17 protein-coding genes are annotated in these 12,868 nt (G+C 71.4%); 9 read left to right on the top strand and 8 right to left on the bottom strand.

What is annotated here, in order from left to right; translation table 11 throughout:
- The first annotated feature begins 3 nt into the window (after positions 1–3).
- A complete protein-coding gene (locus ACGFH8_RS14315) occupies positions 4–567 on the top strand; it encodes a hypothetical protein (RefSeq protein WP_393367210.1) in 564 nt (187 codons plus the stop codon).
- On the top strand, positions 548–859 hold the full coding sequence (locus ACGFH8_RS14310) for a DUF4253 domain-containing protein (protein ID WP_393367209.1): 312 nt from the start codon (positions 548–550) through the stop codon (positions 857–859). The genes ACGFH8_RS14315 and ACGFH8_RS14310 overlap by 20 nt, the downstream gene beginning before the upstream one ends.
- 87 nt (positions 860–946) lie before the next feature.
- On the opposite strand, the gene ACGFH8_RS14305 is transcribed toward ACGFH8_RS14310, so the two are convergent.
- On the bottom strand, positions 947–2,215 hold the full coding sequence (locus ACGFH8_RS14305; protein ID WP_393367208.1) for a hypothetical protein: 1,269 nt from the start codon (positions 2,213–2,215) through the stop codon (positions 947–949).
- Positions 2,212–2,733, bottom strand: a complete 522-nt coding sequence (locus ACGFH8_RS14300) for a SigE family RNA polymerase sigma factor (RefSeq protein WP_393367207.1) — start codon at positions 2,731–2,733, stop codon at positions 2,212–2,214. Before ACGFH8_RS14300 ends, ACGFH8_RS14305 begins: the two co-directional genes overlap by 4 nt.
- 120 nt (positions 2,734–2,853) lie before the next feature.
- Here ACGFH8_RS14300 and ACGFH8_RS14295 point away from each other — a divergent pair, with 120 nt between their 5' ends.
- A complete protein-coding gene (locus ACGFH8_RS14295; protein ID WP_393367206.1) occupies positions 2,854–3,378 on the top strand; it encodes a hypothetical protein in 525 nt (174 codons plus the stop codon).
- Between the two features lie 41 nt (positions 3,379–3,419).
- On the opposite strand, the gene ACGFH8_RS14290 is transcribed toward ACGFH8_RS14295, so the two are convergent.
- From ACGFH8_RS14290 to ACGFH8_RS14280, 3 genes are all read right to left on the bottom strand, one after another.
- Positions 3,420–4,919, bottom strand: a complete 1,500-nt coding sequence (locus tag ACGFH8_RS14290; RefSeq protein WP_393367205.1) for an FAD-dependent monooxygenase — start codon at positions 4,917–4,919, stop codon at positions 3,420–3,422.
- 118 nt (positions 4,920–5,037) lie between these two features.
- A complete protein-coding gene (locus tag ACGFH8_RS14285; RefSeq protein ID WP_393367204.1) occupies positions 5,038–5,658 on the bottom strand; it encodes a TetR family transcriptional regulator in 621 nt (206 codons plus the stop codon).
- Positions 5,659–5,713: 55 nt separating this feature from the next.
- Positions 5,714–6,172, bottom strand: coding sequence for a MarR family winged helix-turn-helix transcriptional regulator (locus ACGFH8_RS14280; protein ID WP_393367945.1), 459 nt, complete (start codon positions 6,170–6,172; stop codon positions 5,714–5,716).
- Positions 6,173–6,260: 88 nt separating this feature from the next.
- Here ACGFH8_RS14280 and ACGFH8_RS14275 point away from each other — a divergent pair, with 88 nt between their 5' ends.
- Positions 6,261–7,079: an SDR family NAD(P)-dependent oxidoreductase gene (locus ACGFH8_RS14275; protein ID WP_393367203.1), complete on the top strand. Its 819-nt coding sequence runs from the start codon at positions 6,261–6,263 to the stop codon at positions 7,077–7,079.
- Here the strand turns inward: ACGFH8_RS14275 and ACGFH8_RS14270 are convergent.
- The gene (locus tag ACGFH8_RS14270; RefSeq protein WP_393367202.1) at positions 7,076–7,333 is read right to left on the bottom strand and encodes a hypothetical protein; all 258 of its coding nucleotides are present in this window, start codon (positions 7,331–7,333) and stop codon (positions 7,076–7,078) included. The genes ACGFH8_RS14275 and ACGFH8_RS14270 overlap by 4 nt on opposite strands.
- A gap of 325 nt (positions 7,334–7,658) precedes the next feature.
- Complete coding sequence (locus tag ACGFH8_RS14265; protein ID WP_393367201.1) at positions 7,659–8,582, bottom strand: oxidoreductase; 924 nt, start codon at positions 8,580–8,582, stop codon at positions 7,659–7,661.
- 56 nt (positions 8,583–8,638) lie between these two features.
- Here ACGFH8_RS14265 and ACGFH8_RS14260 point away from each other — a divergent pair, with 56 nt between their 5' ends.
- The 4 genes from ACGFH8_RS14260 (at position 8,639) to ACGFH8_RS14245 (ending at position 10,605) form a co-directional block, all read left to right on the top strand.
- Complete coding sequence (locus ACGFH8_RS14260; RefSeq protein ID WP_393367200.1) at positions 8,639–9,133, top strand: MerR family transcriptional regulator; 495 nt, start codon at positions 8,639–8,641, stop codon at positions 9,131–9,133.
- On the top strand, positions 9,126–9,875 hold the full coding sequence (locus ACGFH8_RS14255; protein ID WP_393367199.1) for a phosphotransferase enzyme family protein: 750 nt from the start codon (positions 9,126–9,128) through the stop codon (positions 9,873–9,875). The genes ACGFH8_RS14260 and ACGFH8_RS14255 overlap by 8 nt, the downstream gene beginning before the upstream one ends.
- 72 nt (positions 9,876–9,947) lie before the next feature.
- Complete coding sequence (locus ACGFH8_RS14250; protein ID WP_393367198.1) at positions 9,948–10,400, top strand: pyridoxamine 5'-phosphate oxidase family protein; 453 nt, start codon at positions 9,948–9,950, stop codon at positions 10,398–10,400.
- A 79-nt stretch (positions 10,401–10,479) separates the two neighbouring features.
- Positions 10,480–10,605 (top strand): hypothetical protein, encoded by a 126-nt coding sequence (locus tag ACGFH8_RS14245; RefSeq protein ID WP_393367197.1) that lies wholly within the window; start codon positions 10,480–10,482, stop codon positions 10,603–10,605.
- Positions 10,606–10,648: 43 nt separating this feature from the next.
- Here ACGFH8_RS14245 and ACGFH8_RS14240 read toward each other — a convergent pair whose 3' ends face one another.
- Positions 10,649–11,449: an alpha/beta hydrolase gene (locus tag ACGFH8_RS14240; RefSeq protein ID WP_393367196.1), complete on the bottom strand. Its 801-nt coding sequence runs from the start codon at positions 11,447–11,449 to the stop codon at positions 10,649–10,651.
- Between the two features lie 248 nt (positions 11,450–11,697).
- Here ACGFH8_RS14240 and ACGFH8_RS14235 point away from each other — a divergent pair, with 248 nt between their 5' ends.
- Positions 11,698–12,786: a hypothetical protein gene (locus tag ACGFH8_RS14235; protein ID WP_393367194.1), complete on the top strand. Its 1,089-nt coding sequence runs from the start codon at positions 11,698–11,700 to the stop codon at positions 12,784–12,786.
- Positions 12,787–12,868: the final 82 nt, after the last annotated feature.

Genomic DNA, 12,868 nt, shown 5'->3' with positions numbered 1-12,868 from the left:
GCCGTGCGCAACGACCTCGACCAGATCGAAGCGGCATTCGTCGGCACGCCACTTGCCGGTCTGCCGATCGGGCACGGCCCGTCGGGCACGGTCCTCGTCGCCGACCTCGACCCCGAGCGCCTGCGGGAGGCGTGGCAGGCGGCCGACGCACTGGTGCCGGTCACCGGACGGCTGCCGGTCCTGGTCACCGACGACTTCGACGACACGATGACGATTCGGCCGGAGCCCGAGCGGGGGCCGTCGACGTCGGAGCTGCACGCGTTCGTCGAGGCCGCGCGGTCCTCCGAACCCTGGTCGGCCTTCCGCCACCACGGCGAGGACCACGTGGCCGACGAGGACGAGATCGAGTTCCACGCGCGCGGCGTGGCCGGTGTCGACCTGACGGCCCTGGTGACGGATGTGGTGCTGCCGACTCCGGTCCCCGAGCTGGAACGGACCCTGTACGAGCGGCTGCTCGCCGACACCGAGCTGCACGCCCGGGGTGCTGGACAGCGTGCGGTTGGTGACGCAGTACGACTACTGGTACACGCCGGACAGCGTTCAGCTCATGTTGCTGCCCACCGCTGACGTGCACGCTTCCGCGTACTGGGTGGACTTCTTCGGTGCGTTGACCCGGGAGGACCAGCAGCAGCTCGCCGAGGTGCTGGCGCAGTGGCGGCACCTGTGGGATGCCCGTCTGGTCGCGTCGTGGGGCACCATGCTCCAGTTCCAGGTGGGTCGTCGCCCGACGCCGGGCGACGACGCGTGGGCCGCGGCCGGCCAGCTGAAGGCACTCGCCCCGAACCTCGAGCTGAGCCGGTGGGAGGTCGCCGTCGCCCTGCCCGCCGGAGACGCGTGGTTCGTGCACAACCGCCCCTGACGTTGATCGACTCGGTCTTCCTGAAACCGCGGTGTCCGGGCTCGACGGACACCCCGGTTTCAGCGAAGCCGGTGCCGAGGTCCTGGATCAGGACCCGACGGGGACGCTTGTCGTGGTGCCGTCGGCACCACTGACACGTACGTCGGTGGCGGCGGCGGGAAGGAGCGCCGCGTTACGGCCGGCGTCCTGCCACTGCCCGTCGCCGACGCGGTAGCTCAACGCCGACCCCTCGGCGGCGACCAGAACACCCTGGTCGTCAGGCAGTCGTAGCCGCACCGGCAGCGGCGCCAGCCAGTCCACAGTCGTGCTGGCGACCACTTCGAAGGGCAGGTTCCTGCCGGCGAGCAGGGCGATGACGCGGGTCGGGTCGTCGTCGTACTGGATGGTTTCCACGAGGAGCCGCCGGCCGTCGGGGGTTGCCCCGTAGACCGACAGACGGGGAGATCCGTTGTGCGTGTGCGCGCCCCCCGGGTCGAGGTAGTCGGCGATGGCCTCGGTTGGCGCGCTCACCTGCTCGGCAGCCGGGTCGCTGCCCCACACCTGCTGCGCGCCCGGCAACAGGTGGCGGAACAGCGGTGACGCCGGCCGGTCCTGGCCGTCGGGCGCGAGGATCAGTTCGGTGTTGCTGATGTGGATCGCGTTCGCCCGGCTGACCGGCGTCCGGGCCAGCGCGACGGTGAGCTTCGTGCGCTGCGGCGGCACCGACAGCACCGCCGCGCCGTCTCGGAACGCCACCGGAGTGAAGGTCCGCTCGACCCTGCCGTCGGGCAGATACCGCAGGTCCGCAGAGAACTCCACCTGCTGCCCGAAGTCGAGCACCAGCAGCACGTCGCGCTGCGAACCCAACAGTGCCGCCTGCTCGAGGCCATCAGTTCCGGAATCGTCAAGTCGCGTCAGGGTGTCGACGCGTGGGCCGTCGGCGGTGGGTTCGACGAACCCGACAGATCTGTCGTTCGTGGTGTCCCCGGCGACGTAGGCGGCCGGGCCAGCGGGTGTGTTACCGGCCCAGACGACGTGCGGCTCGCCGCGCATCCCCTCACCCATCTGCTTCAGCTGGCGCTCCCACGCCTCACGGACCTGCCGCAGGTAGCCGTCGTCGTCGGCCAGGTCACCGCGGGTGGGCTCGTCGAACAGCGGTGCCACGGCCGGCGCCGCACCTCCGTCGCCAGCCAGTCGGAGCCCGCCGGCCACGGGGAGGGCCACCACGGCCACGCAGACAGCCGCCAACACGGCCCGGCGGCGCACCAACCGGCGCCCTCCACCCCGACGTACCGCAGCCAGCAGCTCCGCCGGGACGGCCAGGTCATCCGTCGCGCGACGCAGGATCTCGCGCACCTCACTGTCGTTCATTGTCATCGCGCACTCCTGGTTCCAGTGATGGGCATGGCGAGACCTGATTCCGCGAGCGCCTCCCGCAGCCGGGCCAACCCACGCGAGGCGTGACTCTTCACCGCACCCGTGGAGCACCCCATGGCCGCCGCGACGTCGGCGACCGGCAGATCTTCCAGGTAACGCAGCACGACCGCGGCCCGCTGCCGAGCCGGCAACGCCCGCAATGCCCCGACGACCAACTCGCGAACCGCGACGGCGTCGGCGTGGTCCCGGGCAACCCCGTCGTGGTCACCCAGCGCCCGCTCCGGACGCCGGGCACGCCAACGCCACCTGTTGATCGACCGATTCACCAGCGCACGTCGCGCGTACGCCTCCGGGCTGCTCCGCACCCGCCGCCAGCGCACGTACACCTGCTCCAACACCTCCTGGAGCAGGTCCTCCGCCGCGTGCCGATCCCCGGTCAACAGGAAGGCAACCCGCAGCAGCACCACCGACCGTGTGCGAACGAAGTCATCGAACTCCGCCCCACGCGAATCACTCATCGGACCTCCCGGGCCTCGTCACCAAGCAAGACACCGCGTCGGCCCGCGCGGTTTACCGGTCCGGCGATTCGTCTGACCGCCGGGTTTCGCCGCCTGTCGCTTTCGGGTAGCGGATGGTTCATGAACCGCAATCTCGTCAAGGCACTCCAGGTTGCCTGGGGCATGCCGGAGTTCCGCAGCGGGTTGCGCCACCTCATCGATCTCGACGAGGTGGCGGTACTGCTGGCCACGTTGTCCGTCGCGGATCATGACCGCGAGGTCGAGCGCAGCCTGGTGAACCTGCTGCGCTCGGCCCTGGACACGATGGAGATTCGGGAAGCCGTGTTGCTGCTGCTGGAGCAGGACGAGGTGCGCCGGCCACTCGTCGCGGCGGCGGTGGAGCCGCTCGCCGACCGCCCGGGTCAGGCCGCCGCCATCGCCTCGGCGGCCGACGATCCCGCGGTGCGGCGTGAGCTGCGAGCCGTGCTGGACAGCGCCACCGTGCGCGAGCTGATCTGGCAGGCGATCGACAACCAGGCACGCGACAACCGGTTCGGTCTGATCCGCCAGGTTGCCGTGCTGTTCGTGCGACATCCGAGCGTCCGGCGGCTCGTGTGGGCCGCCCGTCGGCACGGCGTGTTGCGCGAACTACGTCGCAAGCCCTGATCCGCGTGCGGGCGGCGGGCAACCGTGAAGCTGGCGGCCTCTCACTCCGGCAGGCCGAAGTGCTGGGTGAGCGAGGCGCGCAGCGTAGCGGGGTCCCCGGCGGACCAGGCGACGAAACAGTCGGGGCGTACGAGCAACGCGGTCGCTGTCGTGCCCTCCAGGGGGCCGGTGATCACGTCGACCCGGTCTCGCCACGGCGCGGCAACCGCGCCGTAGGCACCCGTGGAGTCCAGCAGCAGCGGCCGGGCGGCGCGGGTCAGCTCGGCGAGGCGCACCGGGCCGTGGTCACCGTGCACGACCACGTCGGGTGCGGAGCGACCGGCCAACGGGTCCGCGGGGTCGGCGGGGTAACGGACGTCCGCGCCGGACATCAGCGCCGCGATGTGCCCGGTCACCTCCGGCTTGCGCAGCAGTTCGGCGAAGAGTTCCCGCAGGCCGGTGATCTCGTCGCCGGGGCCGACGAGCGCCGACTGGGCCTGGGTGGACATGACGACACGTTCGGCGACGGGGCGACGCTCGCTCTCGTACGTGTCGAGCAGGCCCTGCGGCGCCCAGCCGCGAACGGTGGCGGCGAGCTTCCAACCCAGGTTGACGGCGTCCTGGAGGCCCAGGTTGAGGCCGGGACCGCCCATCGCGGGGTGCACGTGCGCGGCGTCGCCGACCAGCAGCACCCGGCCGGCGCGGTAGCGGGCGGCGATGCGGGTGTTGCCACCAGCCAGCCGCCGCAGCAGGCCGGGGCCGTCCGGTGCGCCGACCGGGACGTCGACGCCGAGCACCCGGGTGACGCTGGCGCGTAGCTCCGGCAGGCTCATCGGGGTCTCGTCGCCGGGCGGCGAGTCGGGCCACTCCGTCGTGCTCAGGATCGCCGGACGGCCGGGAAACGGGGCCCAGACGATCAGACCGCGTGCGGTACGGGTGTGCTGGAACGGCGGGACGACGCCGTAGCCGGGGACGCGCAGGCCGCCGGTCTCGGGGTCGAGGGATGACGCGGGAACGGTCACGCTGGCGGTGCGGGAGACCGACAGGTCGTTCGTGACACCGGGGAAGTCGATGCCGGCGAGGCGGCGCACCGCGCTGCGGCCACCGTCGGCGCCGACGAGGAAGCGGGAGCTGAGCCGCGTACCGTCGGCGAGGTCGACCTCGACCGCGTCGGGGCGTTGGCGGAGGTCGACGACCTCGTGGCCGCGGCGCAGGTCGACGCCGAGCTCGGCGGCTCGGGCGGCGAGGGCGGCCTCGAGTTGGGCCTGCGGCACACCGAGCGCGTAGTGCGGGTTGTCCGCGAGCATCGTGAGGTCCAGCGGGAACGCGCCGAAGACGAAGGCTGGTCGTGGGCTCGGCGGGGTGCTCTCGCCGCTGAGCCGCGCGTAGAGGTCACGCCTGTCGAGCAGGCGGACGACCTGGCCCACGAGGCCGTTGGCGCGGGGCTCGCCGGTGGGGGTGGCGTGACGTTCGAGGACGACCGGGTGGATGCCGGCGAGGGCCAGTTCGCAGGCGAGCATGAGGCCGTTGGGGCCGGCCCCGACGATGAGGACATCGATCATTGTCGTGATCCTTTTCGGGCGTGCGTCATCGCCACGGCAGGCGCGGCGCGCGGCCGGCCCACCGCGGGGTACGCGGCTGAGGATGTGGGTGCGGTGGTGCGTGAGCCGAGGTCGGGCGTCAGCGGGGTGGTGCCGGGAGGCCGGCGGCGAGCTGGGTGAAGGCGTCGGTGATGAGGCGTTCGATCGGGGTGGGCGGGTCGGCGCCGTCGAGATAGTGCTGCATGGCGACGGCGACGGCGGCGCTGGCGGCTGCCGCGACGAGCCTCGGGTACATCTCGGTGGCGAGGTCGGTGCCGGTGCGCTCGGCGACCGCGGCGGCCAACTCGGCCTCGGCGACCGCGACGGCCCGCAACTGCTCACCCTGGAGCGCGGGCTCGGCGAGCATGGTGCGGACGCCTGCCACCCACTGGGCGTGTGCGGGGGACGGCATCGCCTCGACTTCGGGGCCGCGGGTGAACTGCTCCAGCGCGGCCTGGGTGAGCGCCGCCCAGAGCGGCTCGTCGGCGGGGCGTTCGCGGAGCGCGGCGGCGGTGCGCAGACTGCGGTCGAGGTGGCGGGAGGCGATCGCCTCGGCCTTGCTGGAGAAGTAGTTGTTGAAGGTGCGCGGGGACACCCCGGCCGCCTCGGCGATGTCTTCCACGCGGACGTTGTCGTAGCCGCGCTCCACGGTGAGGTGGATCGCGGCCCAGCCGAGCGCCGCCCGCGTCTCGGCCTTCTTGCGCTCCCGTAGCCCCGTCATGCCATCACGGTAGCACTACTTGCGCGTCCCGCAAGTATGCGTGTCACGCAAATATTCACCCACCGACTCGGCGTCCCGCTTCCGGCTGACCGGAATCGTGGATCGCCTCGACGCACCTGGCCAGCAGGTCACGGAGCTGGTGCCGCTCGGCGGGGCTCAGCGCGTCGGCGATCCGCCGCTCGATGCGCACCGCTTCACGGTCGCACCGGAGCAGCGTGGCGCGACCCTTCTCGGTGAGGCTGGTCTCCAGGACGTGGCGGTGCCAGGGGTGCGGCGAGCGTCGTACCAGCCCTCGATCCTCCAGGGCCTTGAGGACGCCGGTCATCGCCTGGGGCGTCACCAGGCAGGCCCGCGCCAGCGCGGCTCCGGACATGCCGGGGTTGTCGGCGAGGGCGAACAGTGCCGCGTACTGAGCGACAGTCAGCTCGGCCGGACGCAGCGCCGCGGCCTTGGCCGCCATCAGCGCCTGTTCGGCGCGCTTGATGTCGAAGCCAAGGCGTTCGTCGGCAGGCATTTCCACAACGGGATCGTATCGGGTTGAACAGGTGTCAGGATCGTTGCTACCGTCAAGCCCTTGATGGGCATCAAGATGCGGAGGCATCGTGAAGGACAAGGTCGTACTGATCACCGGCGCCACCAGTGGCGTCGGCCACCACCTGGCCCGCGACCTCGCCGTCCGCGGGGCCACACTCCTGCTGCACGGACGGGACCAGGCCCGGCTCGACGCCGTCGCCGACGAGTTGCGCGCGTTGACGCCGGGAGTGCGTACGTACCTCGCGGACCTGGCCGACCTCGACCAGGTCCGCGCTCTGGCAGCACGCGTACGCGAACGCGAGCCTCGACTTGACGTCCTTGTCAACAACGCGGCCGTCGGCGCGACCAACCCGACCCGACGCGACGTGAGCCGACAGGGCCACGAACTGCTTCTGGCCGTGAACCATCTCGCGCCCTACCTGCTCACCACCGAGTTGTTACCGCTCCTGACCACATCCGCTCCGGCCCGCGTCGTGAACGTGGCGTCGATGGGTCAGGCCCCCGTCGACCTCGACGACCTCGGGTTCGAGCACGGCACCTACGACGCGGTCGTCGCGTACTGCCGGACGAAGCTCGCGATGATCATGTCCACCTTCGACCTGGCGGCCGAGGTGCCGTCCGACGTGGTGACAGTCAACGCCGTACACCCCGCCCACCTCATGGACACCCCGCTGGTGCGCGCCGGCGGCTTCACGCCGATCACCACCGTCGACGCCGGGGTGCTGCCGACACTGCGGCTCGTCGCGGACCCCGCTCTGGACGGAGTGTCCGGTCGCTACTTCGACCGGTTCGACGACGCCCGGGCCCACCAGCAGGCCTACGACCACACCGCGCGACAGCGGCTGCACGCGGCGACCCGGGCGCTCGTCGCCGGACCGGGGCACTAATAGGTGAAGGTCCAGAGGAAGTAGAAGCCCGGTGCGTTGGGGCCGTACTGGCGGTACTCGCAGTAGTACCAGCTCCACAGGCCGGTCCGGACGCCCTCGCTGCCGTAGCTGTTGCAGAACTGACCGTCGGAGTAGACATTGCGCAGCGTCCCGCCCTGCGGGTCCGCCGCGGCCGGAGTGGCGCCGGCCCCGACCAGACCACCCAGAGCGAGCGTCGCCGCCACCACCAGGGTCGCCCATCTGCGTCCGCGCATGAAGTCTCCTCCCACCACCGTCCACGGCAGACCGAGGCTCCCCATCGAGCCAGGGGCCGGGACATCGAAGTTTGTGAAAGTAAGGCTTGCATGGACGTGCGTGAAGCGATTCCCGACAACGGGCGGCGCCAGCGCGATGATCCGCCAGCGTGATCTCCGTCGAACGGGCAACCGCCCTGGCCACGCGGGGTCGCGTGCCCGGGAATGCCTCCAGCGTGCCGAGGCGGGGATCGAGGCGCTTGGCGACGACGCGTACGGAGAGCTGATCAAGAGTGGCCGGGATCGGCTGGCGCGGCAGTTGGCCACCGCCGATGAGGCGTACGGGTCAGGCGCGGTCGACGAGGTCGAGTCCGGTCAGGTCGGCCGAGAGCGCCCAGAGCCGGGCCGCCGTACCGCTGTCGTCGGGGCTGCCGTCGGTGACCTGACAGTCCACGCAGTAGTCGCCGCCGTACGAGTCGAGGTCGGGTGACGTGGCGGCCCAGACCTGGGTCGCCGCGCCCTGCTCGACGGTCTTGAACAGGCCCGGCGCGGGCGTCCCGTCCACGTCGATCCAGCCGGCGGCGACCATCTCCTCCACCGCGAGGTGTCGTTGCAGCGGAGTCTGGATGTAGCCGGGGTTGACGGAGAAGGCGCGGACCCCGTGCGGTCTGCCGAGCAGGCCGAGGTGGCGGGCGAACAGGATGTTCGCGAGCTTCGACTGGGTGTAGGCCTCCCACTTGTCGTAGCCCCGCTCGAACTGCACGTCGTCCCACCGGATCCGCCACGACGGGTCGCGCCCGGAGGCGACCGAGACGACACGAGCAGCACCGGAGGCGGTGAGCGCCGGCCACAGCAGGTTCACAAGCGCGTAGTGGCCGAGGTGGTTGATCGCGAACTGCGCCTCCCAGCCGGGTCCGACCCGGGTCTGGGGGCACGCCATGACCCCGGCTCCCGCGATCAGGATGTCGAGGGCGGGATGACCGCGGAGAAACCGTTCGGCGAACGCGCGGACGGAGGCGAGGTCGGCGAGATCGACCTGGTCGACCTCGACCCCGGCCACGCCGCTGAGCGCCTGCTGTGCCGCGTCCGGTCGGCGAGCGGGGACGACGACCCGAGCCCCGGCCCGGGCGAGCGCGCGGGTGGTGGCCAGACCGAGACCGGAGTAGCCGCCCGTGACGACGGCGGTCCTGCCGCTGAGGTCGACTCCGGCGAGGACGTCTTCGGTCGTGCTGTGGGCGCCGAACATGGTGTGGGTCGTGTCGCTGGTCATGTCAGCGAAGCTAGGTGCTGGACCGCGGTCTAGGTCAACGGGCTACGGTCGGCGTCGTGTCGGAGAATGACCTGAGCATCGGACAGGTGGCGCGGCGCACCGGGTTGAGCGTGCACACCCTGCGGCTCTACGAGCGCAGGGGCTTGTTGGCCAGCGAGGTGCGGCGGGACGGGTCCGGCAGGCGTGTCTACAGCGCCTGGGACGTGGAGTGGTTGGCGAACTGCGTGAAGTTCCGCGCCTCCGGGATGCCGCTCGCGACGATCAGCCGCCTGGCCCAACTCGTCCGCGAGGGCAGCGGCAACGAGGCCGAACGGCTCGAGCTGCTGCGCGAGCACCGGCGTCACATCATCGAGCAGCTCGCGCGGCTGGGCGACTGCCTCGATCTCGTGAACGGCAAAGTGGCCAGCTACGAGGAACACCTCGCCGCCGGCGCGACCGGAGATCCCTGGCAACAGCAACCCCGGACCACGGCGCAGGCCGAGAGGTACGCGCTTCCCGTCCCCGAGACCCTCCGACACCAGGGCGACGGTGCAGAATCTCGGGGTGAGTAGCCGCGAGGAAGTGTTGCAGGGCAACGTCACGGCCGGGGTCGTGCGAGTGGGGGACACCGTTCGTCGGCCCGCCGGGCCCTGGACGGAGACCGTCGACCTGCTGCTCGACCACCTGCACGCCGTGGGGTTCACCGCGTGCCCTCGTCCGCTGGGCCGGGACGAGCAGGGCAGGCAGGTGCTCGAATACGTCCCGGGCGAGATGGGTGCGGCGTCCGGCACCTACTCCACCCCCGAGCTTCGCTCGATCGGGCAGTTGCTGGCGCACCTGCACGAGGCGCTGGCCAGCTTCGTACCGCCGGCCGGCGCGAGCTGGAACCAGGCCATCCCGCCCGACCGGGAGGAGCTGGTCTGCCACAACGACGTGGCGCCGTGGAACCTGGTCAGGTCCGATCGGGGCTGGGTGCTGATCGACTGGGACGGGGTCGCGCCAGGCTCGCGACTGTGGGACCTCGCGTACGCCGCGCAGAGCATGGCCGGTCTGCGCGCGGACCGGCCGGTGCCGCAGTCGGCGGCACGGCTGCGGGCGTTCGTCGACGGCTACGGTCTCGACGACGCCTCCCGTCCGGCGCTGGCCGTGCTGTTGGGCCGCCGCGCCAGGGCCATGTACGACCTGCTGCGCGAGGGCGCCCGCCAACAGCGTCAGCCGTGGGCCAGAATCTGGACCGAGGACGGTCCCTACTGGCTGGCAACCGCCGACTACCTCGACGCGCACCGCGACGCGTGGCGGGCGGGGCTGGAGTGATCAGGGTGGGACCCGGCTGGTCGACGTCGTCCGGGACCGCGAGGAACCCACGCGGGATGGGAGGATTTCGGCGTGGCAGCCGAAGCGCCGCGCACTGCGCAGCAACGGAAGCAGGACACGCTCACCCGCCTCGGTCGCGACCTGGACGCGTGGGTCGCCTCAGCGGACCGGGAGGGCAACGCCCACCTGGTGCCGCTCTCCTTCCTCTGGGACGGCGAGGCCCTGACCCTGGCCACAGCCGAGTCCAGCCCGACCGCGCGCAATCTACGTGCCTCGCAACGAGTGCGGATGTCGGTCGGTACGACCCGCGACGTGGTGCTCATCGAAGGCACCGTCGAGACGTTCTCGCGCGAAACTGTGCCTGTCGATCTGGCCGACGCTTTCGCCGCGAGGCTCTGGGACGCGCGCGTCGGCACCACCCGCTACGCGTACTTCCGAGTGACACCTCGGCGGATCCAGGCGTGGCGGGAGGAGAACGAGATCGCCGGTCGTGACCTGATGCGTGCCGGTCACTGGCTCGTCTGACCGCTGCCGCAACGCCTCGGCCGCGTCACTGCCGCAGAGCTTGGCCGAGTGGCTACGCGCTGCCGGTTCGGATGAGCAGGTGTACGCCACAGCGGCCTGCCGGGTGTACCGGTGGGCGGAAGCGCGCGGCGGGCACGCTGCCGTGCTCGACCTCGTCGACCGCCTCAACCGCGGCGAACACTTCCCCGCGCTCGTCGATGGTTGACCTGCGGAGGGGCTGCCGGACCGGCCTGCGCGCACCTGGGCGGCTACCGGAGGTGGCGTCGCATCCACACAAGCGTGGCGTCGGCGATCTCGCGCCAGCCGCTGTCGATCGGCATCGAGTGCCCGCGGTCGGGGAACTCCTGGTAGTCGGTGACCGCCGAGGAGGCGCGGTATCGCTTGACCGTGGCCCGGACGACGGCCGCGGGCGCACTGTGGTCCCTTCCGCCGGCCAGCACGAGCAGTGGTCCCCGGGCCGCGTTGGCGGCGTCGATCGTCGCCGGTGAGCGCCGGGAGAGGTTCGCGGACACCAACTCGAAGACCGGTCTGCCGGGTGATGGGATGACCCACTGCCGGTACAACGTGTCGGATTCGGTCGTGGTGAGCGCGTTGCCGTGGCTGTATCGAAACTGCCGTGTGGTCGGCGACAACGCCCGCCGCCGGTTGGCCGGGTTGCGCAGCAGGGGCCAGCCCACCGGAATGCTCGACGGCGCACGGTTGGCCACACCCTTGATCGGTGGAGGTTGCAGCGCCACCGCCGCCACCGCGAGGTCCTGATCGAGGAGGCGCTGGGCCACCAGGCCGCCGGTCGAGTGGCCGATGATGACCGGCCGTGTGCCGAGCGTGCCGGCGATCTGTGCGTAGTGCGAGACGATGTCGTCGATGCCGATGCCGGCGACCCGGTCCGGCTCCTGCCGCGCTTCCGCGACCGTGTTCGGCTCCCCCGGCCAGCCCGGATTCAGCGGGGCATATCCCGCCGTCCGAAACAGCTCGACCCAACTGGCCCAGGACGCGGCGTGCAGGAACATGCCATGGACGAAGAGCACGGGCGTGCCTGTCGCTGCCATCTCTTCCCCTCCCGTGGGCGTCCGGACCAGAGGCCGCGGCGCTCCACCGCCAGAAGCGATGGCGCGGCCTCGATCAGGGGTGCCAGGTGGCAACCTTACGAACCGGCGCGGCCGGACGTCGTCCCCCAGCCGAGGGATCACCTCCCGCAGGCGGGTGCCGGTGGGCACGGCCCGCGCCGTGCGCCGCACGGCAGATCCGGAGGTACGCGTCAGGTCGGGCCGGCGAGGTGAGCCGTACGCTCCTGGACATGTCTGACGTCGCGGCGCGATTCGCCCAGCTCGCCGACGAATACGAGTCCCGGAAACGGGAGGCGACCGCGCTCGTCGCGTCGTGGGACTGGTACACCTGGCCCGGTCTTGATCTGCGCCCGTTGCGCTTCGAGCGGGACCTGCTCAGGCCCGGGCGTCGCCTGGATGCTCGTCCGCCGGTGGATGCGGACGTCCTGCGGCTCGGGTTCGATGCCCAGGGCCGGGTGGCAGTGGTCCAGGAGTACAGCGGTTTCCTGCACGGCCGCCTGTACTACGAGACATTCTTCCGCCACGGCCACGAGGTTGTCGAGGAGGCGCACTTCGACACGGACGGCCCGATCTACCTGCACGAGTACCGCTTCGACGATGGGCTGATGCGCGCGGCGAACATGGTCGCGCGGCACGGCTCGGGGCGCGAGACGTACACGTACACCGATGGGCGGATCAGTCGCGTCGAGATCGAGCGCCACGGCCGTCCAGCTGCCATCCTGGTGGCCGAGCATGACGACCACGGCCTGCGCGCGCTCGTCGAGGTCACCGGCAGAAGGTCGCGGGAGCTGTACGTCCGGCCCCCGGCGGGGTTCGACCTCGACGCGGCGTGCCGCGCCCTCGAAGACGAGTTGGTGGCCCTGATTCCGGACGCGGCGGCGCTGCTGCCGGTCGACGACCCGGTCGCCTGTCTCGCCCTCAGTTATGCCGGGCCCGCGCAGCTGTCGCTCGGCATCAGCGCCGCCACCACCGACGAACGGGACGAGCTGCGCACGGTGGAAACCCGCGCTGCCTGGTCGCCGGCGGACTTCGACACCAGCACCGACATCGACCTCGGGCCGTCGCGGCTGATCCGGCAGGAACTCGCCCTACTCGACGCGGACGATCTCGACGTCTCGGCCGGATCCGAGACCCTCCGGCGACTGTTGTGCGCGGTCGCGGCTCGGCTGAACCTGCGCGACTGGTCGGCCACGCTGCCGGTCACCGACGACTTCGTGGTGTACGCGGTCGACCTCGAACTGGTTGACCTGGAACGGAACCTGACCAGTTGCCTGCCACCGGACCGGCTCGCCCTGATCCGCGAGCGGGGCCTGCTGTAGCGGTTCGCTCCGCCCGCCGGACTTCTTACCGAACCATGACGTGCCCGGCGGCCGTTGACCGTTGAGCGGTCGTCGGCCCGTA

Origin of the sequence: Micromonospora sp. NPDC049175 (assembly GCF_043197345.1) — a bacterium.
Lineage (GTDB): Bacteria > Actinomycetota > Actinomycetes > Mycobacteriales > Micromonosporaceae > Micromonospora.
This window is presented reverse-complemented; position numbering and strand designations above follow the sequence as displayed.

What these genes read in the sequence shown, in the direction of transcription:
- ACGFH8_RS14310 (WP_393367209.1), top strand. Translation starts at nt 548, where the DNA reads ATGTTGCTGCCCACCGCTGACGTGCACGCTTCCGCGTACTGGGTGGAC.
- ACGFH8_RS14305 (WP_393367208.1), bottom strand. Translation starts at nt 2,215, where the DNA reads ATGACAATGAACGACAGTGAGGTGCGCGAGATCCTGCGTCGCGCGACG.
- ACGFH8_RS14300 (WP_393367207.1), bottom strand. Translation starts at nt 2,733, where the DNA reads ATGAGTGATTCGCGTGGGGCGGAGTTCGATGACTTCGTTCGCACACGG.
- ACGFH8_RS14295 (WP_393367206.1), top strand. Translation starts at nt 2,854, where the DNA reads ATGAACCGCAATCTCGTCAAGGCACTCCAGGTTGCCTGGGGCATGCCG.
- ACGFH8_RS14290 (WP_393367205.1), bottom strand. Translation starts at nt 4,919, where the DNA reads ATGATCGATGTCCTCATCGTCGGGGCCGGCCCCAACGGCCTCATGCTC.
- ACGFH8_RS14285 (WP_393367204.1), bottom strand. Translation starts at nt 5,658, where the DNA reads ATGACGGGGCTACGGGAGCGCAAGAAGGCCGAGACGCGGGCGGCGCTC.
- ACGFH8_RS14280 (WP_393367945.1), bottom strand. Translation starts at nt 6,172, where the DNA reads ATGCCTGCCGACGAACGCCTTGGCTTCGACATCAAGCGCGCCGAACAG.
- ACGFH8_RS14270 (WP_393367202.1), bottom strand. Translation starts at nt 7,333, where the DNA reads ATGCGCGGACGCAGATGGGCGACCCTGGTGGTGGCGGCGACGCTCGCT.
- ACGFH8_RS14265 (WP_393367201.1), bottom strand. Translation starts at nt 8,582, where the DNA reads ATGACCAGCGACACGACCCACACCATGTTCGGCGCCCACAGCACGACC.
- ACGFH8_RS14240 (WP_393367196.1), bottom strand. Translation starts at nt 11,449, where the DNA reads ATGGCAGCGACAGGCACGCCCGTGCTCTTCGTCCATGGCATGTTCCTG.
- ACGFH8_RS14235 (WP_393367194.1), top strand. Translation starts at nt 11,698, where the DNA reads ATGTCTGACGTCGCGGCGCGATTCGCCCAGCTCGCCGACGAATACGAG.